This is a genomic window from Enterobacter sichuanensis (assembly GCF_002939185.1).
GTDB lineage: Bacteria > Pseudomonadota > Gammaproteobacteria > Enterobacterales > Enterobacteriaceae > Enterobacter > Enterobacter sichuanensis.
The window spans coordinates 113,631-137,508 of sequence record NZ_POVL01000004.1 but is presented as its reverse complement, the minus strand read 5'-3'; the positions used below and the strand labels follow the sequence as shown (position 1 = coordinate 137,508).

Annotated in this window: 23 protein-coding genes; 15 read left to right on the top strand and 8 right to left on the bottom strand. The window is 57.0% G+C overall.

Going from position 1 to position 23,878, the window contains the following annotated elements:
- Positions 1 to 108: 108 nt before the first annotated feature.
- The 3 genes from C5687_RS03595 to C5687_RS03585 all read left to right on the top strand — a co-directional run bounded on the left by C5687_RS03595 (position 109) and on the right by C5687_RS03585 (position 2,222).
- The gene (locus tag C5687_RS03595; protein WP_003856556.1) at positions 109 to 270 is read left to right on the top strand and encodes a DUF1328 domain-containing protein; all 162 of its coding nucleotides are present in this window, start codon (positions 109 to 111) and stop codon (positions 268 to 270) included.
- A 120-nt stretch (positions 271 to 390) separates the two neighbouring features.
- A complete protein-coding gene (locus C5687_RS03590; RefSeq protein ID WP_045284842.1) occupies positions 391 to 1,443 on the top strand; it encodes a patatin-like phospholipase family protein in 1,053 nt (350 codons plus the stop codon).
- Entirely contained in the window at positions 1,440 to 2,222 is a 783-nt protein-coding gene (locus C5687_RS03585) for a TatD family hydrolase (RefSeq protein ID WP_104556420.1), read from the top strand. The genes C5687_RS03590 and C5687_RS03585 overlap by 4 nt, the downstream gene beginning before the upstream one ends.
- Here C5687_RS03585 and C5687_RS03580 read toward each other — a convergent pair.
- Positions 2,217 to 3,077, bottom strand: a complete 861-nt coding sequence (locus C5687_RS03580; RefSeq protein WP_104556419.1) for a YjjW family glycine radical enzyme activase — start codon at positions 3,075 to 3,077, stop codon at positions 2,217 to 2,219. The two genes, C5687_RS03585 and C5687_RS03580, sit on opposite strands and share 6 nt — an antisense overlap.
- Positions 3,052 to 4,599 (bottom strand): YjjI family glycine radical enzyme, encoded by a 1,548-nt coding sequence (locus C5687_RS03575; protein ID WP_104556418.1) that lies wholly within the window; start codon positions 4,597 to 4,599, stop codon positions 3,052 to 3,054. Before C5687_RS03575 ends, C5687_RS03580 begins: the two co-directional genes overlap by 26 nt.
- Positions 4,600 to 4,861: 262 nt before the next feature.
- On the opposite strand from C5687_RS03575, the gene deoC reads away from it, so the two are divergent.
- The 4 genes from deoC (at position 4,862) to deoD (ending at position 9,191) form a co-directional block, all read left to right on the top strand.
- The gene (gene deoC, locus C5687_RS03570; protein ID WP_059386290.1) at positions 4,862 to 5,641 is read left to right on the top strand and encodes a deoxyribose-phosphate aldolase; all 780 of its coding nucleotides are present in this window, start codon (positions 4,862 to 4,864) and stop codon (positions 5,639 to 5,641) included.
- A 101-nt stretch (positions 5,642 to 5,742) separates the two neighbouring features.
- The gene (deoA, locus tag C5687_RS03565) at positions 5,743 to 7,065 is read left to right on the top strand and encodes a thymidine phosphorylase (RefSeq protein ID WP_045284838.1); all 1,323 of its coding nucleotides are present in this window, start codon (positions 5,743 to 5,745) and stop codon (positions 7,063 to 7,065) included.
- Positions 7,066 to 7,118: 53 nt separating this feature from the next.
- Entirely contained in the window at positions 7,119 to 8,342 is a 1,224-nt protein-coding gene (gene deoB / locus C5687_RS03560) for a phosphopentomutase (protein WP_104556417.1), read from the top strand.
- A gap of 126 nt (positions 8,343 to 8,468) precedes the next feature.
- On the top strand, positions 8,469 to 9,191 hold the full coding sequence (gene deoD, locus C5687_RS03555) for a purine-nucleoside phosphorylase (protein WP_013095492.1): 723 nt from the start codon (positions 8,469 to 8,471) through the stop codon (positions 9,189 to 9,191).
- A gap of 61 nt (positions 9,192 to 9,252) precedes the next feature.
- Here the strand turns inward: deoD and lplA are convergent, their stop codons facing one another.
- Both lplA and C5687_RS03545 read right to left on the bottom strand, forming a co-directional pair.
- Entirely contained in the window at positions 9,253 to 10,269 is a 1,017-nt protein-coding gene (gene lplA, locus C5687_RS03550) for a lipoate--protein ligase (protein WP_095441742.1), read from the bottom strand.
- A 39-nt stretch (positions 10,270 to 10,308) separates the two neighbouring features.
- Positions 10,309 to 10,953 (bottom strand): YtjB family periplasmic protein, encoded by a 645-nt coding sequence (locus tag C5687_RS03545; RefSeq protein WP_025757499.1) that lies wholly within the window; start codon positions 10,951 to 10,953, stop codon positions 10,309 to 10,311.
- Between the two features lie 117 nt (positions 10,954 to 11,070).
- Here C5687_RS03545 and serB point away from each other — a divergent pair, with 117 nt between their 5' ends.
- Genes serB through nadR form a run of 3 tightly spaced genes read left to right on the top strand, consistent with a single transcriptional unit; the run spans position 11,071 to position 14,704 of the window.
- The gene (serB, locus tag C5687_RS03540; RefSeq protein ID WP_025757501.1) at positions 11,071 to 12,039 is read left to right on the top strand and encodes a phosphoserine phosphatase; all 969 of its coding nucleotides are present in this window, start codon (positions 11,071 to 11,073) and stop codon (positions 12,037 to 12,039) included.
- 11 nt (positions 12,040 to 12,050) lie between these two features.
- Positions 12,051 to 13,436, top strand: coding sequence for a DNA repair protein RadA (radA, locus tag C5687_RS03535; protein ID WP_045284834.1), 1,386 nt, complete (start codon positions 12,051 to 12,053; stop codon positions 13,434 to 13,436).
- Positions 13,437 to 13,471: 35 nt separating this feature from the next.
- On the top strand, positions 13,472 to 14,704 hold the full coding sequence (gene nadR / locus C5687_RS03530; RefSeq protein ID WP_025757503.1) for a multifunctional transcriptional regulator/nicotinamide-nucleotide adenylyltransferase/ribosylnicotinamide kinase NadR: 1,233 nt from the start codon (positions 13,472 to 13,474) through the stop codon (positions 14,702 to 14,704).
- A gap of 54 nt (positions 14,705 to 14,758) precedes the next feature.
- Here nadR and C5687_RS03525 read toward each other — a convergent pair whose 3' ends face one another.
- Positions 14,759 to 15,760 carry a zinc-binding alcohol dehydrogenase family protein gene (locus tag C5687_RS03525; protein WP_104556416.1) on the bottom strand — a complete coding sequence of 334 codons (1,002 nt, stop codon included), beginning with the start codon at positions 15,758 to 15,760 and terminating at the stop codon, positions 14,759 to 14,761.
- A gap of 108 nt (positions 15,761 to 15,868) precedes the next feature.
- Between C5687_RS03525 and C5687_RS03520 the strand changes: the two genes are divergently transcribed.
- Complete coding sequence (locus C5687_RS03520; protein WP_095441740.1) at positions 15,869 to 16,768, top strand: LysR family transcriptional regulator; 900 nt, start codon at positions 15,869 to 15,871, stop codon at positions 16,766 to 16,768.
- Between the two features lie 91 nt (positions 16,769 to 16,859).
- On the opposite strand, the gene ettA is transcribed toward C5687_RS03520, so the two are convergent.
- On the bottom strand, positions 16,860 to 18,527 hold the full coding sequence (gene ettA, locus C5687_RS03515; protein WP_025758053.1) for an energy-dependent translational throttle protein EttA: 1,668 nt from the start codon (positions 18,525 to 18,527) through the stop codon (positions 16,860 to 16,862).
- 227 nt (positions 18,528 to 18,754) lie between these two features.
- On the opposite strand from ettA, the gene sltY reads away from it, so the two are divergent.
- Both sltY and trpR read left to right on the top strand, forming a co-directional pair.
- Positions 18,755 to 20,692: a murein transglycosylase gene (gene sltY, locus C5687_RS03505; protein ID WP_104556415.1), complete on the top strand. Its 1,938-nt coding sequence runs from the start codon at positions 18,755 to 18,757 to the stop codon at positions 20,690 to 20,692.
- 55 nt (positions 20,693 to 20,747) lie between these two features.
- The gene (gene trpR / locus C5687_RS03500) at positions 20,748 to 21,074 is read left to right on the top strand and encodes a trp operon repressor (RefSeq protein WP_025758051.1); all 327 of its coding nucleotides are present in this window, start codon (positions 20,748 to 20,750) and stop codon (positions 21,072 to 21,074) included.
- On the opposite strand, the gene yjjX is transcribed toward trpR, so the two are convergent.
- The gene (yjjX, locus tag C5687_RS03495; RefSeq protein ID WP_094918008.1) at positions 21,071 to 21,586 is read right to left on the bottom strand and encodes an inosine/xanthosine triphosphatase; all 516 of its coding nucleotides are present in this window, start codon (positions 21,584 to 21,586) and stop codon (positions 21,071 to 21,073) included. The genes trpR and yjjX overlap by 4 nt on opposite strands.
- A gap of 49 nt (positions 21,587 to 21,635) precedes the next feature.
- On the opposite strand from yjjX, the gene gpmB reads away from it, so the two are divergent.
- The gene (gpmB, locus tag C5687_RS03490; protein ID WP_008502057.1) at positions 21,636 to 22,283 is read left to right on the top strand and encodes a 2,3-diphosphoglycerate-dependent phosphoglycerate mutase GpmB; all 648 of its coding nucleotides are present in this window, start codon (positions 21,636 to 21,638) and stop codon (positions 22,281 to 22,283) included.
- Here the strand turns inward: gpmB and robA are convergent.
- Positions 22,280 to 23,149: an MDR efflux pump AcrAB transcriptional activator RobA gene (gene robA / locus C5687_RS03485; protein WP_025758049.1), complete on the bottom strand. Its 870-nt coding sequence runs from the start codon at positions 23,147 to 23,149 to the stop codon at positions 22,280 to 22,282. The two genes, gpmB and robA, sit on opposite strands and share 4 nt — an antisense overlap.
- A gap of 211 nt (positions 23,150 to 23,360) precedes the next feature.
- Between robA and creA the strand changes: the two genes are divergently transcribed.
- Positions 23,361 to 23,834: a protein CreA gene (gene creA, locus C5687_RS03480; protein ID WP_045284830.1), complete on the top strand. Its 474-nt coding sequence runs from the start codon at positions 23,361 to 23,363 to the stop codon at positions 23,832 to 23,834.
- The last annotated feature ends 44 nt before the right edge of the window (positions 23,835 to 23,878 follow it).

The window sequence follows — 23,878 nt, the reverse complement described above, 5'->3', positions numbered from 1 at the left end:
CTGGCTAAATCCGGCGGGCGAAATAAGAACGACTCTGGAAAAACGCCGGTGAGTGACCTGAGCGCTCACGTTTAGCGGCCGACATTAACTATGGTAAAGGAGAAGCTTATGTTTCGTTGGGGCATTATATTTCTGGTTATCGCGTTAATTGCCGCCGCATTGGGCTTTGGTGGTCTGGCAGGTACTGCAGCATGGGCAGCTAAAATTGTCTTCGTTGTCGGTATTATTCTGTTCCTGGTCAGCCTGTTTACGGGACGTCGACGTCCGTAGCAAACGCAATATTCTGTCAACAAAGAAAAGCCAGTCTCTGCGACTGGCTTTTTCTTATTTGCGTTGCCAGCTGGGTGCGTTACTGTGGTGTTATAAAATAATCAAAACAGGAAAGCAGAGGTGGGGCAACGAATTCCCGTTACGCTCGGCAATATTGCGCCGCTGACGTTAAAGCCGTTTCGCGCAGGCCAACTCGCGCTCGTTTGCGAGGGAGGCGGACAGCGCGGTATTTTCACCGCTGGCGTGCTGGATGAATTTATGCGCGCGCAATTCAACCCGTTTGACCTGTACTTCGGCACGTCTGCCGGGGCGCAAAACCTCTCTGCTTATGTCTGTAACCAGCCTGGCTACGCGCGCAAGGTCATCATGCGCTACACCACGGCAAAAGAATTTTTTAATCCGCTGCGCTTTGTGCGCGGCGGTAACCTGATCGACCTCGACTGGCTGCTGGAGTCGACCTCCAGCCAGATGCCGCTGGCCATGGACACCGCCGCCCGCCTGTTTGATAGCGGTAAAGAATTCTGGATGTGCGCCAGCCGGGGGGATGACTATTCGCCGGGCTATTTTTCTCCTCAGAAGGAGAACTGGCTGGATATCATTCGTGCCTCCAGCGCCATTCCCGGTTTTTATCGTACCGGTGCGCTACTGGATGGCATTAGCTATCTGGACGGGGGCATCAGTGACGCGGTACCGGTGCAGGAAGCTGCCCGGCGCGGGGCGAAAACCATTGTGGTGATCCGTACCGTGCCATCGCAAATGTACTACACCCCGCAGTGGTTTAAGCGGATGGAGCGCTGGCTGGGTGACAGCAGTCTGCAGCCGCTGGTGAATATCGCGAAGCAGCATGAAACCACCTACGGCGCGATGCAGCGTTTCATTGAAAAACCGCCGGGTAAACTGCGTATTTTTGAAATTTATCCCCCTAAGCCGCTGCTGAGCATGGCGCTGGGCAGCCGCATTCCTGCGCTGCGCATGGATTACAAAACGGGTCGGCTATGCGGACGCTACTTCCTGGCGACGGTGGGAAAAATGCTGGCGGAGCAACCGCCCCTTCACCGGCATAAACGCATTATTACGCCGCCTGCGATAGTCGCCAACGACGCCCTGACGATGCCGCTGGTGGATATCCCGCAGGCGAATGACGCTTTATTAGATAACGAGGATCTGGCGTGACGCACCGCTTTGTTGATACCCACTGCCACTTCGATTTTCCGCCGTTTACAGGGGATGAAGCGCAAAGCATTGCGAAAGCCGCCGAGGCAGGCGTTCAGGCCATTATTGTGCCTTCAGTTGAAGCGGCTTATTTTTCCCGCGTGCTGGCGCTTTCCGCACAACACCCCGCGCTCTTTGCCGCGCTTGGCCTGCATCCGATCGTGATTGAGCGTCATCTCGACGAGCATATTGAGAGGCTCGATGAGGTACTGATGACCGCAGGAGACAAACTTGTCGCCATCGGTGAGATCGGCCTCGATCTTTACCGTGAGGATCCGCAGTTTGAGCGCCAGCAGACGATCCTCGACGCGCAGCTCAGGCTGGCGAAGCGTCACGATCTGCCGGTGATCCTCCACTCACGACGCACGCACGATAAGCTGGCAATGCACCTGAAACGCATCGATCTGCCGCGAAAAGGTGTTGTACACGGTTTCTCCGGCAGCCTGCAGCAGGCGCAGCGTTTTATTGAACTGGGCTATAAAATCGGCGTGGGCGGCACCATCACCTATCCACGGGCCAGTAAAACCCGCGACGTGATGACCCAGCTGCCCTTGTCGGCCCTGCTGCTGGAAACCGACGCACCGGATATGCCGCTGAACGGTTTTCAGGGGCAGCCGAATCGCCCGGAACAGGCGGCGCGCGTGTTTACTTCCCTTTGTGAACTGCGAAAAGAGCCTGAAGAGGTGATTGCCGATGCGCTGCTGGAGAATACGCGGTCAGTATTTGGCATCACGCTATAGATACAGCGCCGGACGGATCACCGTTATCTTCTGTTTTTCCAGCGCCTGCGCCAGCGGTTCAACGTCCTCTGGCGTAGCGCTGCGCCAGGACGCCGCCTCACCGTAGACACCCTGCCCATGAAACGCGTTAATGCGCACTGGCACATTTCCAAGCCTATGGATAAACGTCGTCAGCGGCTTGAGCTGTTCCAGATAGTCACACTGCTCCGGAATGACCAGCAGACGGAGTTCTGTCAAACGATGACGTTCTGCCAGCCAGCGAATGCTTTGTTTGATCAGCGGGTTATCGCGCCCGGTCAGGAAGCGGTGGTGTTCGTTTCCCCACGCCTTGAGATCCAGCATCGCGCCATCCAGTACCGGCAGCAGCTTTTGCCAGCCGGTTTCACTTAACAGACCGTTGCTGTCGACCAGGCAGGTGAGATGGCGCAGGGCTGGATCGGCTTTGATCGCGGCGAACAGCGTGACTAAAAAGGGTAATTGCGTTGTGGCTTCACCGCCGCTCACGGTGATGCCTTCAATAAATGGCGCTGATTTGCGGATCTGCGCGAGGATCTCCTCCACGCTCAGGCGGTATGCCATGGGCGTCGCCTGCTGCTGGCACAGGTGCAGACAGGTATCGCACTGCTGACAGTGACTCTCCTGCCACCATACGCGTCCGGCCTGAATGCTAAGGGCTTCATGAGGGCAGTGGGGAACGCAGTCTCCACAGTCGTTGCAGCGGCCGATCGTCCACGGATTGTGGCAGGTTTTGCAGCGCAGGTTGCAGCCCTGCAGGAACAGGGCCAGCCGGCTGCCCGGCCCGTCCACGCAGGAAAAAGGAATGACCTGACTAACTAAAGCGCATCTGCTGTTCATGGCTTATCACGCGTGGCTGACGTTCCAGAATACGGGTATTGCGCGCGGCCTCTTCACCCAGCCACGTGGTATTGGTTCTCGAACCTGCTTCCCGGTATTTCTCCAGATCCGATAATCGCACCATATAGCCGGTCACGCGGACCAGATCGTTACCCGCGACGTTGGCCGTAAATTCCCGCATGCCCGCGTTGAACGCGCCGAGACAGAGTTGAGCCACCGCCTGCGGATTCCGTTTTACCGTCTCATCCAATGTCAGTATGTCGCTTATCCCGGAATGATAGTACTGGTGATGAGGGGCCACGGCCAGCAGGTGGCTGATGGGGTCCGGCTCGTCACCGTAGGGCAGACGCGCGCCCGGCGTGGTATCCGAATCAGAGCTGATTCCCGACTGCGCATGCAGCATCGCGCGCTGCTTCCAGCCATGTTTCACCGGCGTATGTTCAACAAACGCCGCCAGCTGTTCACTGATGCGATAGCCCAGCGCGTTGGCCTGCTCATCTTTGCCATAACGCCCTGCGATACCTGCTTTTTCACAGAGCGCATTGACCGCTTCCGCCAGGCCGTACAGGCCAAACATGGGCACAAACCGATCGGCATCAATCAGCCCCTCTTTCACCAGGAAGCTATTCTCAAAGAAGCCGGACTGTTGATACAGAAAATCGCAGCGGGCATTGATGATGGCGATCTGCTGCTGGCAGTAGTGGGGAAGCGTACGGGTGAAAAAATCGTCGAGGGAGGTGCTGTGTTCGGCAATGGCTTTGAGGTTGAGGCGCACCAGGGTACTGCCACCGCCAGCCAGCGGCAGGGAGTTGTAGCAACTCACGACACCGTAACGGCCTTTTGTGAAAATTTTATCATTCACCGGGCCATTCGAAATATGCGGTTTGCTGCATTCGCAAATGTTTTTAGCGACCGCAAGCAGCAGATCGTCTGGCGTGATCGCCGGGTCATAAATAAACGTCAGATTCGGTGCGACCTGCTTCAGCTCGGCATCAGCGCGTAAAATGGCGCGCGTGACGGGCGTATCTGCCGGGCCGATATTGGCGTGCATAAAGGCGTCGGGCAAGGTGCGGTCGAGGTAACGCCAGAAACGTTTTATTCGAATATCGATTTCGTCTTGTGTTAGAATTCTAACATATGGTTGCAGAAGTGCATCGAGATGGCCGAGATAGACCGGCATCGATGTGACGGACGGAACATGGTGGTAGAGGATGGTTAACAGCGAGAGGGCGTCATCAAGATCTTTCGCCCCCTCAAGCTCCAGCCACTCTGAACCGTTAGCCAGAAATGTTGCGTAATCCGGCAGAACATAACGGGGTTTGTAGGGCGCGTGGCCTTCGAACATGTCGCAGATAAACCCCTCGTCCAGCGCGGCTCGGGCAGCCTCTGGTAGTGCCGGATAAGGCAGATTATTTTCCGCTTCCAGCGCCAGAAAATGCCGTTTTTGTTCCGGGGTTAACACCGGGCTTGTCACAATGTGCTGGCAACGTTGTTGCAGGGCGTCGGGGCTGGCGTGGGACATGTTCGCTTCCTTCAATGTTCTGCGGATGGTGAACGGATTGTAGGAAGCCGGCCCGTCAGGGCTTTTGATCTGACAGGGGGAATCGCTGTTTTAGTCGACGATTTCCGTACTAAAGTTTGAAGAAGATCTCATTACAGTAATGCAAATTTGCACGTAGTTTTCATTAACTGTGATGAATGTCGAAGTGTGGATGCGGGTAGATGTTAGAATACTCACAGACCCGCAAGGTAAAATTGATACGGCACTGCCGTTGGAGAATGTTATGACCGATTTAACTGCAAGCAGCCTGCGCGCGTTGAAACTGATGGACCTGACCACCCTGAACGATGACGACACCAATGAAAAAGTCATCTCCCTGTGCCATCAGGCGAAAACGCCCGTCGGTAACACTGCAGCCATCTGTATCTACCCGCGCTTTATCCCGATTGCCCGCAAGACGCTGAAAGAGCAGGGTACCCCGGACGTGCGCATTGCAACCGTGACTAACTTCCCGCACGGCAACGACGATATCGAGATTGCGCTGGCAGAGACCCGTGCGGCGATTGCTTACGGCGCAGACGAAGTGGACGTCGTGTTCCCGTACCGTGCGCTGATCGCCGGCAACGAGCAGGTGGGCTTTGACCTGGTGAAAGCCTGTAAAGAGGCCTGCGCGGCGGCAAACGTGCTGCTTAAGGTGATCATCGAAACCGGCGAGCTGAAAGAAGAGGCGTTGATCCGTAAAGCTTCTGAAATCTCCATCAAAGCCGGTGCCGATTTCATCAAAACCTCAACCGGTAAAGTGCCGGTAAACGCGACCCCGGAAAGCGCACGCATCATGATGGAAGTGATCCGTGATATGGGCGTGGAAAAAACCGTGGGCTTCAAACCGGCGGGCGGTGTGCGTACCGCTGAAGATGCACAGACATTCCTCGCCATTGCAGATGAACTGTTCGGGGCTGACTGGGCTGATTCCCGTCACTACCGCTTCGGCGCGTCAAGCCTGCTGGCCAGCCTGCTGAAAGCGCTGGGACACGGCGACGGCAAGAGCGCAAGCAGCTACTGAGTTTGAATTGCCGGGTGGCGCTACGCTTACCCGGCCTACCCGGATCGTGGTCGGGTAAACCGTACCCGCCACCCTTCACCCGATTCCTCATGGGGGTTACCGTGTTTCTCGCACAAGAAATTATTCGTAAAAAACGTGATGGTCATGCATTAAGCGACGAAGAGATTCGCTTCTTTATCAACGGCATTCGTGATAACACCATCTCTGAAGGGCAGATTGCGGCCCTGGCGATGACCATCTTCTTCCACGATATGTCGATGCCCGAGCGTGTCTCGCTGACCATGGCGATGCGAGATTCAGGAACCGTTCTGGACTGGAAGAGCCTCAATCTTAACGGTCCGATTGTCGACAAACACTCTACCGGCGGCGTAGGCGATGTGACGTCGCTGATGCTCGGCCCCATGGTAGCCGCCTGCGGCGGTTACATTCCGATGATCTCCGGACGCGGCCTGGGCCACACCGGCGGTACGCTCGACAAACTGGAAGCCATTCCGGGCTTCGATATTTTCCCGGATGACAACCGCTTCCGCGACATTATTAAAGACGTTGGTGTGGCGATTATCGGCCAGACCAGCTCACTTGCTCCGGCAGACAAGCGTTTCTACGCCACCCGCGATATTACCGCGACTGTTGACTCCATCCCGCTGATCACCGCCTCTATCCTGGCGAAGAAACTGGCGGAAGGTCTGGATGCGCTGGTGATGGACGTGAAGGTCGGTAGCGGCGCGTTTATGCCAACCTATGAACTCTCTGAAGCGCTGGCCGAAGCGATCGTTGGCGTCTCCAACGGCGCAGGCGTGCGCACCACCGCGCTCCTGACGGACATGAACCAGGTGCTGGCCTCCAGCGCCGGTAACGCAGTTGAAGTGCGTGAAGCGGTGCAGTTCCTGACGGGGGAATACCGTAACCCGCGCCTGTTCGACGTCACCATGGCGCTGTGCGTGGAGATGCTGATCTCCGGCAAGCTCGCCAAAGACGACGCCGAAGCGCGCGCGAAGCTGCAGGCGGTGCTGGACAACGGCAAAGCGGCGGAGATCTTCGGCCGCATGGTTGCCGCACAGAAAGGCCCGACAGACTTCGTCGAAAACTATGCGAAGTACCTGCCAACCGCGACGCTCAGCAAAGCGGTGTATGCCGACAGTGAAGGATTTGTCTCCGCCATGGACACCCGTGCGCTGGGTATGGCGGTGGTCTCGATGGGCGGCGGTCGTCGTCAGGCCTCAGACACCATTGATTACAGCGTTGGCTTTACCGATATGGCCCGCCTGGGCGACAGCGTTGACGGCCAACGTCCGCTGGCGGTGATCCACGCGAAAGACGAAGCCAGCTGGCAGGAAGCGGCGAAAGCGGTGAAAGCGGCCATTGTGCTTGATGACAAAGCGCCAGAAACCACACCGACGGTCTATCGCCGTATCACCGAATAGCGGTATACTGATCTGATCGATAATTTTTGAAGCACTACGTACGGAGAACAATTATGAAACGTGCATTTATTATGGTGCTGGACTCATTCGGCATCGGCGCAACCGAAGATGCAGAACGTTTTGGTGACGTGGGTTCCGATACCATGGGTCACATCGCGGAAGCCTGTGCAAAAGGCGAAGCGGACAACGGTCGTAAAGGCCCTCTGACTCTACCCAACCTGACCCGCCTCGGCCTGGTCAAAGCGCATGAAGGTTCTACCGGCAAAATCGCCGCCGGTATGGACGGCAACGCGGAAGTAGTGGGTGCCTACGCCTGGGCGCACGAACTCTCTTCCGGTAAAGACACCCCGTCAGGGCACTGGGAAATCGCCGGTGTGCCGGTGCTGTTCGACTGGGGTTATTTCTCCGATCACGAGAACAGCTTCCCGCAGGAACTGCTGGATAAGCTGGTGAAGCGTGCCAATCTGCCGGGCTACCTCGGTAACTGCCACTCCTCCGGTACCGTGATTCTGGACGAGCTGGGCGAAGAGCACATGAAAACCGGCAAGCCGATTTTCTACACCTCTGCTGACTCCGTGTTCCAGATTGCCTGCCACGAAGAAACGTTTGGCCTGGATAAACTCTACGAGCTGTGCGAAATCGCCCGTGAAGAGCTGACCGAAGGCGGCTACAACATTGGCCGCGTTATCGCGCGTCCATTTATCGGCGACAAAGCGGGTAATTTCCAGCGTACCGGTAACCGTCATGATCTGGCCGTTGAGCCACCGGCGCCTACTGTGCTGCAGAAGCTGGTTGATGAAAAAGGCGGTCAGGTGGTTTCCGTGGGTAAAATCGCGGATATTTACGCCAACTGCGGTATCACGAAGAAAGTGAAAGCGACCGGTCTGGATGCGCTGTTTGATGCCACCATCAAAGAGATGAAAGACGCGGGCGACAACACCATCGTCTTTACCAACTTCGTGGACTTCGACTCCTCCTGGGGTCACCGTCGCGACGTAGCGGGTTATGCAGCCGGTCTGGAGCTGTTTGACCGCCGCCTGCCGGAGCTGATGGAGTTGGTAGGAGAAGATGACATTCTGATCCTGACCGCGGACCACGGCTGTGACCCAACCTGGACCGGTACCGACCACACCCGTGAGCACATTCCGGTGCTGGTGTACGGCCCGAAAGTGAAACCCGGTTCGCTCGGTCACCGTGAAACCTTCGCGGACATCGGCCAGACTATCGCGAAATACTTTGGTACGTCTGACATGGAATATGGCAAGGCCATGTTCTGAATGATGTTGGGTGCGGCCTGATGCCCTCACCCCAACCCTCTCCCACAGGGAGAGGGAGAAGAGAATGTAGGCCGGGTAAGGCGTAGCCGTCACCCGGCAAAAACAACAATGTAAAAGGAACTGAAGATGGCAACTCCTCACATTAATGCAGAAATGGGTGATTTCGCTGACGTCGTATTGATGCCGGGCGACCCGCTGCGCGCGAAGCACATTGCAGAAACTTTCCTCGAAGACGTGCGTGAAGTGAACAACGTTCGCGGCATGCTGGGCTTCACCGGGACTTACAAAGGCCGCAAAATCTCTGTAATGGGCCACGGTATGGGTATCCCGTCCTGCTCTATCTACACCAAAGAGCTGATCACCGACTTCGGCGTGAAGAAAATCATCCGCGTCGGCTCCTGCGGTGCGGTGCGCATGGACGTTAAGCTGCGTGATGTGGTGATTGGTATGGGGGCCTGCACCGATTCCAAAGTTAACCGTATGCGTTTTAAAGATCATGACTTCGCGGCGATTGCCGACTTCGGCATGGTGCGTAACGCGGTTGACGCAGCAAAAGCACTGGGCGTGGACGCGCGCGTGGGTAACCTGTTCTCCGCTGACCTGTTCTATGCACCAGACGGCGGCGAGATGTTCGACGTGATGGAAAAATACGGCATCCTGGGCGTGGAAATGGAAGCGGCGGGCATCTACGGCGTCGCGGCTGAGTTCGGTGCGAAAGCGCTGACTATCTGCACCGTGTCTGACCACATCCGTACCCACGAGCAGACCACCGCTGCCGAGCGTCAGACCACCTTCAACGACATGATCAAAATCGCGCTGGAATCCGTTCTGCTGGGCGATAAAGAGTAATTCTGTCTCTTCCCTCCCTCTCCCTGTGGGAGAGGGCCGGGGTGAGGGCACCAGACCGCACCTAGCGCACGGCCTGTGCAATCCACGCTGACAACTCCCGCAGCTCATTTTCCTGCTCCGGAAAATCCCCAATCAACGCGTCACATTCCTGCTGCAGCATATCCGCCCGGTACAAACAGCCCTGTAAACGTGCCGCAAGCGCTTCCAGCGGCGCCGGATTCAGACTGTCCGTAAACACCTGCGTGCGGGTGATATGCCCTTTCTCGACGTCAAAGTGCAACTCCACGCCGCCCCAGGTAAAACGCTCATCCAGCAGGTGAGAGAAGGCCGGTGCCTGGCCGAAGTTCCACTCCCAACTGCTCTGGCGGGCAAACGTTTCTGCAAAATTTGGCAGGTCCGGCGTCTTATCCGGCGAAATGACTTCAGCTTCCACGCGCTCGCCGTAATGCGCGAAGAACGCCTCGCGCACGGCCTCACAGATTTGCTCATGGGTAATGCCCGGCAGCAGCTCGACCAGGTTCGCCACGCGGCCGCGCACGGAGGTAATTCCCTTCGCCTGCAGCTTTTTCTTGTCGGGATTCAGGTAGTTCGCCAGCCGACTGAGATCGGCGTTAAGAAGAAGGGTGCCGTGGTGGAACCCGCGATCCATCGTTTCGCGATAGGCAGAGCCGGATACTTTGCGATCCCCGTCGGGCGTTTTGACCACCAGATCGTTACGTCCGGAAGCTTCCGCCGTCACGCCGAGCGCATTGAGCGCGTTGAGCACAATCGAGGTGGAGATGGTTTTGTCGTATTCCGGTTTACCCGCCATAAAGGTAAAGCAGGTATTGCCCAGATCGTGAAACACCGCGCCACCGCCGCTGCTGCGGCGCGCCAGACGAACATTGTCCTCTTCCATACGCCGCGTGTTGCACTCTTTCCACGGGTTTTGCGCGCGGCCAATAACCACCGTATCGGCGTTGCGCCAGAGAAACAGGACGCGCTGGGTAGCGGGCATCTGACGGAAGATGCACTCTTCAACCGCGAGATTAAACCAGGGATCGTAAGAGTCAGAGATAAGCAGGCGTAACGTCGTCATGGCAGAGTTCCTTTTCCGAATCATCCGCCTACTTTATCACTATTCTTTCTTCTCGCTCTCTTCGTCTTCGGGAACGGATTTGCTGGCGGTCAGCAGGAACGGGGATTGTTGCCAGCGCGAGCGTTTGCCCCGAAGCAGGGTGCGTGCGAGAACCACGCCAATGGCGAGCGAAAGCAGCAGCATCAGGCGCAGAATGTTGGTGGTGTTATCAACCTGTTTGGCTTCGGTTGGCAGAGTATGCGTATCAAGGGTCAGGCGCAGATAGCCCAGCGGACCATTCTTCCCCTGAATGGGTTCGACAATCTGCTGGTTGAAATAGCCGCCAGCTTTTTTACCGTCCAGCGCCAGCCTGTCGCGTACGTCGACATGTTCGCCCGCGCGGGCAATCAGGTCGCCTTGCTCATCATAGACACCGGCATCCAGGATGCGGCTGTTTTCCGTCAGCAGACGTAAAACCTGGCCTATACGTTTTTCGTCCGGCGTTTCGGTACGCATGGACGGCGCAATATTAAACGTCACCTGGCGTGCCAGCGTGCGGGCCAGCTCTTCAAACTGCGGATTGCGTTGCCGTTGATGATTCTGGCTGAACCACGACGCCCCTTGCATCAGCACCACTAACAGTGCGAGACAGGAGAGGACAATCACGGCGCGATGGAGCCGGAATTTCAGTTTTGCGCGAGCCATATTCCACCTGCTGAAAATTTACGGCTTAATGTTGCCAGAAGTGATGGTTACAGGGTAGCCTCATGCGTTATTTTCCCTCTGCAACCTTCCGGCGCGAACGAAATTACAGGAGCTTTAATGCCGAACATTACCTGGTGTGACCTGCCAACGGATGTCTCTTTATGGCCAGGATTGCCGCTCTCTTTAAGTGGCGATGAGGTGATGCCTCTGGATTACCACGCCGGTCGTAGCGGCTGGCTCCTCTACGGACGCGGTCTGGATAAGCAACGCCTGACCCAGTATCAAAGCAAGCTGGGCGCTGCGATGGTTATCGTCGCCGCCTGGTGCGTGGAAGACTACCAGGTCATTCGCCTGGCTGGCTCCCTGACGCAGCGCGCAACGCGTCTGGCGCATGACGCCGGGCTGGATGTCGCCCCGCTGGGCAAAATTCCGCACCTGAAGACGCCGGGTCTGCTGGTGATGGACATGGACTCGACGGCGATCCAGATCGAATGTATCGACGAGATCGCCAAACTGGCGGGCAGCGGTGAGCTGGTAGCGGAAGTGACCGAGCGTGCGATGCGCGGTGAGCTGGACTTCACCGCCAGCCTGCGACAGCGCGTGGCGACCCTGAAAGGGGCCGATGCCAACATCCTGCGCCAGGTGCGCGATGTGCTGCCGCTGATGCCAGGGCTGACGCAGCTGGTGCTGAAGCTCCAGTCCCTTGGCTGGAAAGTGGCGATAGCCTCCGGGGGCTTCACCTTCTTCGCAGATTATCTGCGGGAAAAACTGCATCTGACCACCGTGGTGGCTAATGAGCTGGAGATCATGGACGGTAAACTGACCGGCCAGGTGATCGGCGATATTGTGGATGCTCAGTACAAAGCCAACACCCTGACCCGTCTGGCGGAAAAATATGAAATTCCGGTCGTGCAGACCGTCGCCATCGGGGACGGCGCAAACGACCTGCCGATGATCAAAGCGGCCGGACTTGGCATTGCCTACCATGCCAAGCCAAAAGTGAATGAAAAGACGGAAGTGACTATCCGTCATGCTGACCTGATGGGGGTGTTCTGCATTCTCTCCGGCAGCCTTAATCAGAAATAACGAGGTAAAACGTGGCGAAAGCTCCAAAACGCGCATTTGTCTGTAATGAATGTGGTGCGGATTATCCGCGCTGGCAGGGGCAATGCAGCGCCTGTCATGCCTGGAACACCATCACCGAAGTGCGTGGTGTGGCGGCTTCGCCGAGCGTGGCGCGCAACGAACGCCTGAGCGGCTATGCGGGTAATGCCGGTGTGGCGAAGGTACAAAAGCTTTCGGACATCAGTCTTGAAGCGTTGCCGCGCTTCTCCACCGGCTTCAAAGAGTTTGACCGCGTGCTCGGCGGCGGCGTGGTGCCGGGCAGCGCCATTCTTATCGGCGGTAACCCTGGCGCGGGTAAATCGACCCTGCTGCTGCAAACGCTCTGCAAGCTCGCCGAACAGATGAAAACCCTGTACGTCACGGGCGAAGAGTCGCTGCAGCAGGTGGCGATGCGCGCGCACCGTCTGGGTCTGCCCACGGGCAACCTGAACATGCTGTCGGAAACCAGCATCGAGCAGATCTGTATGATCGCCGAAGAAGAGCAGCCGAAGCTGATGGTGATCGACTCCATCCAGGTGATGCATATGGCGGACATTCAGTCCTCGCCGGGCAGCGTGGCGCAGGTGCGTGAAACGGCGGCCTACCTGACGCGCTTTGCCAAAACGCGCGGTGTGGCAATTGTGATGGTCGGCCACGTCACGAAAGACGGCTCGCTGGCGGGGCCAAAAGTGCTCGAACACTGTATCGACTGCTCCGTAATGCTCGACGGCGACGCGGACTCCCGTTTCCGTACCCTGCGCAGCCACAAAAACCGCTTTGGGGCGGTGAACGAACTGGGGGTGTTTGCCATGACCGAACAGGGGCTGCGTGAAGTCAGCAACCCGTCGGCCATCTTCCTCAGTCGTGGCGATGAAATCACCTCCGGCAGTTCGGTGATGGTGCTGTGGGAAGGGACGCGCCCGCTGCTTGTCGAAATTCAGGCGCTGGTCGATCACTCGATGATGGGCAACCCGCGGCGCGTGGCGGTCGGTCTGGAACAGAACCGTCTGGCGATCCTGCTGGCGGTGCTGCACCGTCATGGCGGGCTGCAGATGGCGGATCAGGACGTTTTCGTTAACGTGGTCGGCGGCGTCAAAGTCACTGAGACCAGCGCGGACCTGGCGCTGCTGCTGGCGATGGTCTCCAGCCTGCGTGACCGACCGCTGCCGCAGGATCTGGTCGTCTTCGGCGAAGTGGGCCTCGCCGGGGAAATCCGTCCGGTGCCCAGCGGGCAAGAGCGTATCTCCGAGGCGGCAAAACACGGTTTCCGCCGGGCGATCGTTCCGGCCGCTAACGTGCCGAAAAAAATCCCGGAAGGGATGCAGGTATTTGGCGTGAAAAAACTCGCAGATGCGTTAAATGTCTTTGACGACTTATAATTACGTATTCGATTTTGCAGGAGGCACCGTAATTTATGTCATCATTTGACTACATCAAAACCGCAATCCGTCAGAAGGGCTGCACGCTGCAGCAGGTGGCGGACGCCAGCGGTATGACCAAAGGCTACCTTAGCCAGCTGCTGAACGCCAAAATCAAAAGCCCCAGCGCGCAGAAGCTGGAAGCGCTGCACCGCTTTCTGGGGCTTGAATTTCCGCGTATGCAAAAGAACATCGGCGTGGTGTTTGGCAAGTTTTACCCGCTGCATACCGGGCATATCTATCTGATCCAGCGCGCCTGTAGTCAGGTGGATGAACTGCATATCATCATGGGGTACGACGAAACCCGCGATCGCCAGCTGTTTGAGGACAGCGCCATGTCGCAGCAGCCGACCGTGCCGGACCGCCTGCGCTGGCTGCTTCAGACCTTCAAGTATCAGAAAAATATTCGCATTCATGCTTTCAATGAAGAGGGCATGGAGCCCTATCCGCACGGCTGGGATGTGTGGAGCAACGGCATCAAGGCGTTTATGGAAGAGAAGGGCATTGCCCCGAACTGGATCTACACCTCTGAAGCGTCCGACGCGCCGCAGTTCCGCGAGCATCTGGGCATTGAAACGGTGCTTATCGATCCGAAGCGCACCTTTATGAACATCAGCGGGGCGCAGATCCGCGAAAACCCGTTCCGCTACTGGGATTACATCCCGACTGAGGTGAAGCCGTTTTTCGTGCGTACGGTGGCGATCCTGGGCGGCGAGTCGAGCGGGAAATCAACGCTGGTCAATAAGCTGGCGAATATCTTCAACACCACCAGTGCCTGGGAGTACGGACGCGATTATGTCTTCTCCCATCTGGGTGGGGATGAGATGGCCCTGCAGTATTCCGACTACGATAAAATCGCGCTTGGGCATGCCCAGTACATTGATTTCGCGGTGAAATACGCCAACAAGGTGGCGTTTATCGATACCGATTTCGTGACCACGCAGGCGTTCTGTAAAAAGTACGAAGGGCGCGAACACCCGTTCGTGCAGGCGCTGATTGATGAATACCGCTTTGACCTGGTGATCCTGCTGGAAAACAACACCCCGTGGGTGGCTGACGGCATGCGTAGCCTTGGCAGCTCCGTGGACAGGCGTGAGTTCCAGACCATGCTGGTGGATATGCTCAGGGAGAACAACGTTGAGTTTGTGCATGTGGAAGAGTCGGATTACGACTCCCGTTTCCTGCGCTGCGTCGAGCTGGTGAGGGAGATGATGGGGGAGCAGGGATAAGCGTTAACCGCCCTCTCCCTGTGGGAGAGGGCCGGGGTGAGGGCATCAAACCACTCAGAACTCAACCACCACTTTCCCGCGCATATGCCCGTCCAGCACTTTACGGTGCGCCTCGGTAATGCTTTCCACGCTCAGCCCGTGCAGCGTTTCACTCAGCGAACTTTCCACCACACCGGTATCCACGAGCTTCGCCACCTCATTTAAGATTTCACCCTGACGCGCCATATCAGCGGTCTGGTACATGCTGCGGGTGTACATAAATTCCCAGTGCAGGGCGGCGGATTTCGATTTCAGTTTGTCCTGGTTCAGCGGATGCGCGTTCTCAACGATGGAACAGATATGCCCCTGAGGCGCAATCAGGTCACTGACCGCATCCCAGTGTCCGTCGGTGTCGTTGAGGATGAAAATATAATCCACAAAGGTGAGTCCCTGTTTCGCCAGCTCGCCTTTCAGGTCGTGGTAGTTCACCACCACATCTGCACCGCGATCGCGACACCACCGGGCGGAATCGTCTCGTGAAGCCGTGGCAATGATCTTCACCTTGCTGTTGTGCTTCGCAAAGGGGATCGCCAGCGATCCCACCCCACCCGCACCGCCGATGATCAGCAGCGTTTTGTCTGCGCCAGCATCCTGAATGTTCAGCCGTTCAAACAGGCCTTCCCACGCGGTGAGTGCGGTCAACGGGAGGGCAGCGGCAGCCGCCCAGCCGAGGCTTGAGGGTTTGTGCCCGACAATGCGCGCGTCAATCAACTGATGGGTGGTGTTGCTGCCCGGACGGGTGATGTCGCCTGCGTACCACACTTTATCCCCCGGTTTGAATCCGGTGACGCCCGCCCCAACGGCTTTGACGATCCCGCTGGCATCCCATCCGAGCACGCGCGGCGCATTCAGCCCGTTTTGGGCCAGGCTTGCATGCACCTTGGTGTCCACCGGGTTAACGGAGACGGCTTTCACCTCCACCAGCAGATCGTGCTCGCCGGGCTGCGGCATTGGCGAAGTGATTTCAATGAAAGTGGAAGGATTTTCTGGGTTAACGGCAATGGCTTTGACTGACATGGTGTGCTCCTCAATGGAATACGTTTTGTTGAGACTAGTCTATTAAGTGGCCATGCGCGTGATAAGATGGACAATCAAGAACTTAGCGTTCGTACAGGATGAACAATCATGTTTAAACAGCTGCAGGACATGGCGCTGTTTGCGCTGGTGGCTGAGATGGGGAGCTTCACTGCCGCAGCGCAGAAAGCCGACCTGCCGAAATCCAGCGTGAGCCAGCGCATCAGCCAGCTTGAACAGCAGGTGGGGATCCGCCTGCTTAACCGCACCACGCGCCGGCTGAATCTGACGTTTGCGGGTGAACACTATCTTGTCCACTGCCGGGAGATGCTGGCGGCCAGCGAGCGGGCGGAGTACGCCATTCAGCGCCTGCGCGAAAACCCAAGCGGGCGGCTTCGCATCACCTGCCCGGCAGGGATTGGTGCGACATTACTGGCGCATATGAACGCCGAATTTCAGCTCCGCTATCCTGACGTTTCGCTCGATGTTTCCATTTCTGATGACGTGCTGGACCTGGTCGAGTCAGGCTTTGATGTGGCACTGCGAACAGGTAAGCCACAGGACTCCTCTCTGATAGGCCGGATGATCGGCCATTGCCCGCGCTATATGATGGCTTCACCGGCGTACCTGGCGCGTCGGGAGCCGCTGACGCATCCTCGCCAGCTGGTGGAGCACCGCTGTATTACCCACAAAGCCTGGTCCGAGTGGCTGCTGCAAAGCGCAGGCGAAGATTACCGCTACCTGCCGGATAACGCGCACATGACCGATAATCTGGTATACGCCCGCGAATGTGCGATTGCCGGTGCAGGGATCACGCTGCTTCCGGCCTTTTTGCTGGAAGATAAGGTCGAGAAAGGGGCACTGGTGCAGGTGCTGCCGGAATGGCGCGTCGAAGGAAACGACCTGTGGCTGGCCTATCCGAGCCGTAAGCTCAACTCGCCTGCGCTGATGAGCTATATCGACTTTGCAATGCAGTTTGATGAGGTGAAGCGGTATTACGTGGGCGGGTGATTATGTGCGGCCTGATGCCCTCACCCTGACCCTCTCCCACGGGGAGAGGGAGCAACCATAAAAAACGGCAACCGAAGTTGCCGTTTTGCTTTTATTTCGCAATACGCTTGTACTTAATACGCTTCGGCTCCAGCGCGTCTGCGCCCAGCGTGCGTTTCTTGTACTCTTCGTATTCGGTGAAGTTACCTTCGAAGAACTCCACTTTACCTTCATCCTGGTAGTCCAGAATGTGGGTCGCGATACGGTCAAGGAACCAACGGTCGTGCGAGATAACCATCGCGCAACCCGGGAACTCCAGCAGGGCGTTTTCCAGCGCGCGCAGGGTTTCGATGTCCAGGTCGTTGGTTGGTTCATCGAGCAGCAGTACGTTACCGCCCACCTGCAGCAGCTTCGCCAGGTGCAGACGACCGCGCTCACCGCCGGACAGCTCGCCTACGCGTTTGCCCTGGTCGGTGCCTTTGAAGTTAAAGCGGCCAACGTAGGCGCGGCTTGGCATCTCGGTGTTGCCGATACGCATGATATCCAGACCGCCGGAAACTTCTTCCCAGACGGTTTTGCTGTTATCCATCGCGTCACGGAACTGGTCAACGGACGCCAGCTTCACGGTTTCACCCAGGGTGATAGAACCGCTGTCAGGCTGTTCCTGACCGGACATCATGCGGAACAGGGTCGATTTACCCGCGCCGTTCGGACCGATGATCCCAACGATAGCCCCTTTCGGTACGGAGAAAGAGAGATCGTCGATCAGCACACGGTCGCCGTAGGACTTACGCAGGTTGGTCACTTCAACCACTTTATCCCCCAGACGTGCTCCAGGTGGAATAAACAGTTCGTTGGTTTCGTTACGTTTCTGGTATTCGGTATTGTTAAGCTCTTCAAAGCGTGCCAGACGGGCTTTGCCCTTGGACTGACGGCCTTTCGTGCCCTGACGTACCCACTCCAGTTCTTTCTCGATAGACTTACGACGCGCCGCTTCCTGAGACGCTTCCTGCGCCAGACGCTGATCTTTCTGCTCCAGCCAGGAAGAGTAGTTGCCTTCCCATGGAATACCTTCACCGCGGTCCAGCTCCAGGATCCAGCCGGCAACGTTGTCGAGGAAGTAACGGTCGTGGGTAATCGCCACCACGGTGCCTTCGAAGTCGTGCAGGAAGCGTTCCAGCCACGCTACGGATTCTGCATCCAGGTGGTTAGTTGGTTCGTCGAGGAGCAGCATGTCTGGTTTTTCCAGCAGCAGGCGGCACAGCGCCACGCGGCGGCGTTCACCACCGGAGAGGTTTGCAATTTTCGCATCCCAGTCCGGCAGACGCAGAGCGTCAGCGGCGCGCTCCAGTTGCACGTTCAGGTTGTGGCCGTCGTGCGCCTGGATGATCTCTTCAAACTTGCCTTGCTGTGCGGCCAGTTTATCGAAGTCCGCATCCGGCTCGGCGTATTTGGCATACACTTCATCCAGGCCTTTCAGGGCGTTGACGACTTCAGCAACGGCTTCTTCGACGGACTCACGGACGGTGTGTTCCGGGTTCAGCTGAGGTTCCTGCGGCAGGTAACCAATTTTGATGCCAGGCTGCGGACGGGCTTCACCTTCGATGTCTGTATCGATGCCGGCCATGATGCGCAGCAGGGTGGACTTACCGGCACCGTTGAGACCCAGAACACCAATTTTTGCGCCCGGGAAGAAGCTCAGCGAGATATTTTTAAGAATATGACGTTTCGGCGGAACCACTTTGCCGACACGATGCATGGTATAAACGAATTGAGCCACGTTGGACTTCGCCTCTTTTATCGTAATGAGAATGGAATTCAGCCTCGAAGTGTAGCCTTTTTCCCGTCCTAATCCCAGCCAGGAACGTCGGGAGTGTTAAAACGCGCAAGAAAGGTAAAAAAGTGTCCATGACGTGGCGCGTTGCAGGATGCCTGGTTAGCATAAGTTGATTAGACTTTGACGTGGCAAGACGCTGCAATTGACGAAAAAACAATGAGGAAGAGCTTGTGGAAAAAGCCAAACGGGTGGTCTGGCGTCTGCTGGCTGCCAGCGTATGCGTAATGGCGGTAAGCCAGGCGGTGCATGCCGATTCACTGGATGAACAACGTAACCGCTACGCCCAGATTAAACAGGCGTGGGACAACAAGCAGATGGAAACCGTGCAGGCGCTGATGCCGACGCTGAAGGATTATCCGCTGTATCCGTATCTGGAGTATCGTCAGATCACTGACGATCTCATGAATCAACCGACCGTCACCGTAAATAATTTCATTCAGGCGAACCCGACCCTGCCGCCGGCGCGGACTCTGCAGTCTCGCTTTGTGAACGAACTGGCGCGCCGTGAAGACTGGCGTGGCCTGCTGGCGTTCAGTCCTGATAAGCCGAATACCACCGAAGCCCAGTGTAACTACTACTATGCGAAATGGGCCACCGGTCAGCAGGAGGAGGCCTGGTCTGGGGCGAAAGAGCTGTGGCTGACCGGAAAAAGCCAGCCAAACGCCTGCGATTCGCTGTTTGGCGCATGGCGCGCCTCCGGCAAGCAGGACCCGCTGGCCTACCTTGAGCGCATCCGTCTGGCGATGAAAGCCGGAAACACGCGTCTGGTGACCGCGCTGGCGGGGCAGATGCCGTCTGATTACCAGACGATCTCCTCGGCAGTTATTGCACTGGCAAACGATCCCAACAGCGTCCTGACCTTTGCGCGCAGTACGGGGGCGACTGATTTTACCCGCCAGATGGCGGCGGTAGCCTTCGCCAGCGTAGCGCGTGACGATGTGGAAAACGCGCGGCTGATGATCCCGCAACTGGTGCAGGCGCAGCAGCTCAATGAAGACCAAACCCAGGAGTTGCGCGACATCGTTGCATGGCGACTGATGGGCACGGATGTGACCGACGAACAGGCGCGCTGGCGAGACGATGCGATTATGCGCTCAAACTCCACCTCGCTGGTGGAACGTCGTGTGCGAATGGCGCTGGGGACGGGCGATCGCCGGGGGCTGAATACCTGGCTGGCGCGTTTGCCTATGGAAGCGAAAGAAAAGGACGAATGGCGCTACTGGCAGGCCGATCTGCTAATGGAGCGCGGTCGTGATGATGAAGCCAAAGAGATCCTCCATGCGTTGATGCAGGAGCGCGGGTTCTACCCGATGGCGGCCGCACAGCGTCTGGGCGAGGAGTACACCTTCCGCATTGATAAAGCGCCCGCGAATGCTAACCCGGCGCTGACGCAGGGGCCGGAAATGGCGCGCGTGCGCGAGCTGATGTACTGGAACATGGACAATACCGCGCGCAGCGAGTGGGCGAATCTGGTGACCAGCCGCACCACTGACGAAAAAGCCCAGCTTGCCCGCTATGCCTTTGATAATCACTGGTGGGATCTGAGCGTGCAGGCGACGATCGCCGGTAAGCTGTGGGATCATCTCGAAGAGCGTTTCCCACTGGCTTATAACGATCTTTTCGAACGCTACACCCGCGGTAAAGATATCCCGCAAAGTTACGCGATGGCGATTGCCCGTCAGGAGAGCGCGTGGAACCCGAAAGTCCGTTCCCCGGTAGGTGCCAGTGGCCTGATGCAGATCATGCCGGGTACGGCGACGCATACGGTGAAGATGTTTAATATTCCAGGGTACAGCAGCCCGTCACAGCTGCTGGATCCGGATACCAACATTAACATCGGTACCAGCTATCTCCAGTACGTGTATCAGCAGTTCGGCAATAACCGCATCTTCTCTTCGGCGGCCTATAACGCGGGGCCGGGTCGCGTGCGTACCTGGCTCGGCAACAGCGCCGGACGCATCGACGCCGTGGCGTTTGTCGAGAGTATTCCGTTCTCGGAAACCCGCGGATACGTGAAAAACGTGCTGGCGTATGATGCCTACTATCGCTACTTCATGGGGCAGAAAGATACCCTGATGAGCGATGCCGAGTGGCAGAGACGTTACTGATCGGCGTGGGTTGTGTTATGCTGTACTCGCTAATGAGTACAAGAGGCAGCATAACATGACCCCGCATTCCCCGTATTCCTCGGCAATGGCCGAACAACGTCACCAGGAGTGGCTTCGTTTTGTGGAGTTGCTTCGCCAGTCATACGATCAGGATCTGCATCTACCCCTGATGCAGCTGATGCTCACGCCGGACGAGCGCGAGGCGCTGGGCACGCGCGTGCGGATCATTGAAGAGTTGTTGCGCGGTGAGATGAGCCAGCGCGAGCTCAAAAATGAACTGGGCGCGGGCATCGCAACGATTACCCGCGGCTCGAACAGCCTGAAGTCGGCCCCGGTAGAGCTGCGCCAGTGGCTGGAAGCGGTGTTGTTGAAAAATGCTTAACGATAAATCGCGTTATGGAACGGGCTTAACGCCAGGATCACCGCCTGGTGGTAAACGCCTGAACGCGTCAGCGCGCCGGCGGTAAAGACGCCAATCGCCCCTTCTTTACGGCCAATTTCGTCAATGCCGGTGTACTGCGACATCACCGGCCCGAGCGCTTCACCCGCACGCACTTTTTCCAGAATGATCGTCGGCAGCGGCAGGGTGGCCGAACGCGCTTCACCGCGCTGTTCACGGCTTTCAATCACCACCCAACTAAACGTTGCGCCTTCATCGATACCGGCTTCAATGGCGACCCAAAAGTCAGCGTCCGGTGCTGCCGCTCTGGCATTTGCCACGCGATTTCGTGCGCCAGCGCGCGTTTCCTCGCTGCCAAACGGCTGTTCAGGAACGCCACTCTCGACGCCGATGGCTTCAATATGGCAGGATCCTGCGCCGAAGATCTCTTCAAATGCCCTTAGAATTGCCTGAATTTTGGCAGGATTAGTGGTAGCAGAGACAACATGGTGCATAATTAAGCTCGATTCAAAAAAACTCATCGCAGTATAACGGAAAAAAAGCATGTTACAGGTATACCTTGTTCGCCACGGTGAAACGCAGTGGAACGCCGAGCGACGTATTCAAGGCCAGTCAGACAGTCCTCTCACTGAGAAGGGTGTGCAGCAAGCGTGGCAGGTGGCAGAGCGTGCCAGAACGCTGGGCATTACCCACGTCATCACCAGCGACTTAGGTCGCACACAGCAGACGGCGCGCATCATCGCGGACGCCTGCGGCTGTGATGTTATGCTTGAGCCGCGTCTGCGCGAGCTGGATATGGGCGTGCTGGAAAAGCGTCATATCGATACGCTGACCGAAACGGAAGAGGGCTGGCGTCGCACACTGGTGAACGGTACCGAAGATGGCCGTATCCCTGAAGGTGAATCCATGCAGGAGCTCAGCGTACGTATGCATGCCGCACTGGCGGAATGCCTGAAGCTGCCGGCGGGAAGCCGTCCGCTGCTGGTGAGTCACGGGATTGCGTTGGGTTGCCTGGTGAGCACGATCCTCGGATTACCCGCTTATGCTGAGCGCCGTTTGCGTCTGCGAAACTGCTCCATTTCCCGAATTGATTATCAGGAAAGCGCATGGCTGGCGTCGGGTTGGGTGGTGGAGATGGCAGGGGACATTTCACATCTTGATGCCCCTGCGCTCGATGAACTGCAGCGTTAACGACGTATCGGAATCAGGAATTCCATACGCAGATTGATTGGGCCTTCTTCCGGTTTAGCGTCCTGCGCCGGGTAGTAGCGCTCAATGTCCTGACCTTTACGGCGATTCAGATTCAGCATTGGCATGCAGGTCCCGTAAACGGTCAGGATGAACTCCTGAACACCCGTTCCCAGTCCTTCATAGGCGAACATCACGTACTCGCCACCTTCCAGCACCACAGGCTTTGAACCCTGAATGTAGCCATTGGCCATGTCTGGCGTCAGCGCGGTGGTGTAGAACACCTCCTGCTCGTCATCCTTTTCCTGGCTTGGGTGCGTTTCGTTGAGGCCATACAGAATCGGCGGGATCGCCGGCGCGTGGCTCAGGAAGTCGCGCCAGAACTGGACGCGCATCTGATGACGGAACTCAGAAATCTGCTCAAGGGAGCACGAGTAACTCTGCGTTGTCCCGATCAGATGGGTTTCAGGCAGCGTGACGATTTCATATTTCGGCATCGCGAACTCGCCCAGACGCAGCGGCGGACGCATACCAAACGAGCTCCAGTCAGGCGAGCGACGATAAAGCGCTGGCGTCAACGAGAACTGTTTTTTAAAGGCGCGGGTGAAGGTCTGCTGCGAATCGAAACGATACTGCAGAGCAATATCCAGGATCGGGCGCGCGGTCAGGCGCAATGCCACAGCAGATTTTGACAGACGACGTGCGCGTATATAGGCCCCGATAGCATGACCGGTGACATCCTTGAACATCCTTTGCAGATGCCACTTGGAATAGCCTGCTTTAGCCGCCACATTGTCCAGTGACAAAGGCTGGTCGAGGTGACCTTCCAGCCAGGTGAGCAGGTCGCGAATAATTCCAGCCTGATCCATATACTATCCTCATCCTTAAAACAGCAGGTGCCTGATAACAGGTTAGCGGATAATAGCATTTTTTGATGTTTTAGCATTCAGTGTTTTTTTTGCGCATTCATGCTTTTTGGCGCACATTATGGGCAAATATATTCTAATCCTGTGATCTTGCTACATTTTTGTCTAAAGTGTTGAATAATCGCTCAGCGTAATTTTTAAGAATGGTAACAATATGAAATACAAGACTTTGATCTTCACCGCATTGATGCTGATGGTCGGGCGCGCCGCGCAGGCTGAACAGATTGGCTCCGTCGATACCGTGTTTAAAATGTTTGGCCCGGACCACAAAATTGTGGTGGAGGCGTTTGACGATCCGGACGTGAAAAACGTCACCTGCTATGTCAGCCGTGCGAAAACGGGCGGGATTAAGGGCGGTCTGGGGCTGGCGGAAGATACCTCCGACGCGGCGATCTCCTGTCAGCAGGTAGGTCCGGTTGAACTGAGCGATAAAATTAAAAACGGCAAAGCGCAGGGCGACGTGGTGTTCCAGAAACGGACCTCGCTGGTGTTTAAAAAGCTGCAGGTTGTGCGCTTCTACGATGCGAAACGCAATACGCTGGCTTACCTGGCCTATTCTGACAAAGTGGTGGAGGGATCACCGAAAAACGCCATCAGCGCGGTACCGATTATGCCGTGGCGGGAATAAAAAAAACGGCGCTAATGCGCCGTTTTTTCATGCGTTAACTGCGG

Coding starts and splice junctions, on each gene's coding strand:
- C5687_RS03595 (WP_003856556.1), top strand. CDS start 109: ATGTTTCGTTGGGGCATTATATTTCTGGTTATCGCGTTAATTGCCGCC.
- C5687_RS03580 (WP_104556419.1), bottom strand. CDS start 3,077: ATGAACAGCAGATGCGCTTTAGTTAGTCAGGTCATTCCTTTTTCCTGC.
- C5687_RS03575 (WP_104556418.1), bottom strand. CDS start 4,599: ATGTCCCACGCCAGCCCCGACGCCCTGCAACAACGTTGCCAGCACATT.
- deoC (WP_059386290.1), top strand. CDS start 4,862: ATGACCGATTTAACTGCAAGCAGCCTGCGCGCGTTGAAACTGATGGAC.
- deoB (WP_104556417.1), top strand. CDS start 7,119: ATGAAACGTGCATTTATTATGGTGCTGGACTCATTCGGCATCGGCGCA.
- deoD (WP_013095492.1), top strand. CDS start 8,469: ATGGCAACTCCTCACATTAATGCAGAAATGGGTGATTTCGCTGACGTC.
- lplA (WP_095441742.1), bottom strand. CDS start 10,269: ATGACGACGTTACGCCTGCTTATCTCTGACTCTTACGATCCCTGGTTT.
- C5687_RS03545 (WP_025757499.1), bottom strand. CDS start 10,953: ATGGCTCGCGCAAAACTGAAATTCCGGCTCCATCGCGCCGTGATTGTC.
- serB (WP_025757501.1), top strand. CDS start 11,071: ATGCCGAACATTACCTGGTGTGACCTGCCAACGGATGTCTCTTTATGG.
- nadR (WP_025757503.1), top strand. CDS start 13,472: ATGTCATCATTTGACTACATCAAAACCGCAATCCGTCAGAAGGGCTGC.
- C5687_RS03525 (WP_104556416.1), bottom strand. CDS start 15,760: ATGTCAGTCAAAGCCATTGCCGTTAACCCAGAAAATCCTTCCACTTTC.
- C5687_RS03520 (WP_095441740.1), top strand. CDS start 15,869: ATGTTTAAACAGCTGCAGGACATGGCGCTGTTTGCGCTGGTGGCTGAG.
- trpR (WP_025758051.1), top strand. CDS start 20,748: ATGACCCCGCATTCCCCGTATTCCTCGGCAATGGCCGAACAACGTCAC.
- yjjX (WP_094918008.1), bottom strand. CDS start 21,586: ATGCACCATGTTGTCTCTGCTACCACTAATCCTGCCAAAATTCAGGCA.
- gpmB (WP_008502057.1), top strand. CDS start 21,636: ATGTTACAGGTATACCTTGTTCGCCACGGTGAAACGCAGTGGAACGCC.
- robA (WP_025758049.1), bottom strand. CDS start 23,149: ATGGATCAGGCTGGAATTATTCGCGACCTGCTCACCTGGCTGGAAGGT.
- creA (WP_045284830.1), top strand. CDS start 23,361: ATGAAATACAAGACTTTGATCTTCACCGCATTGATGCTGATGGTCGGG.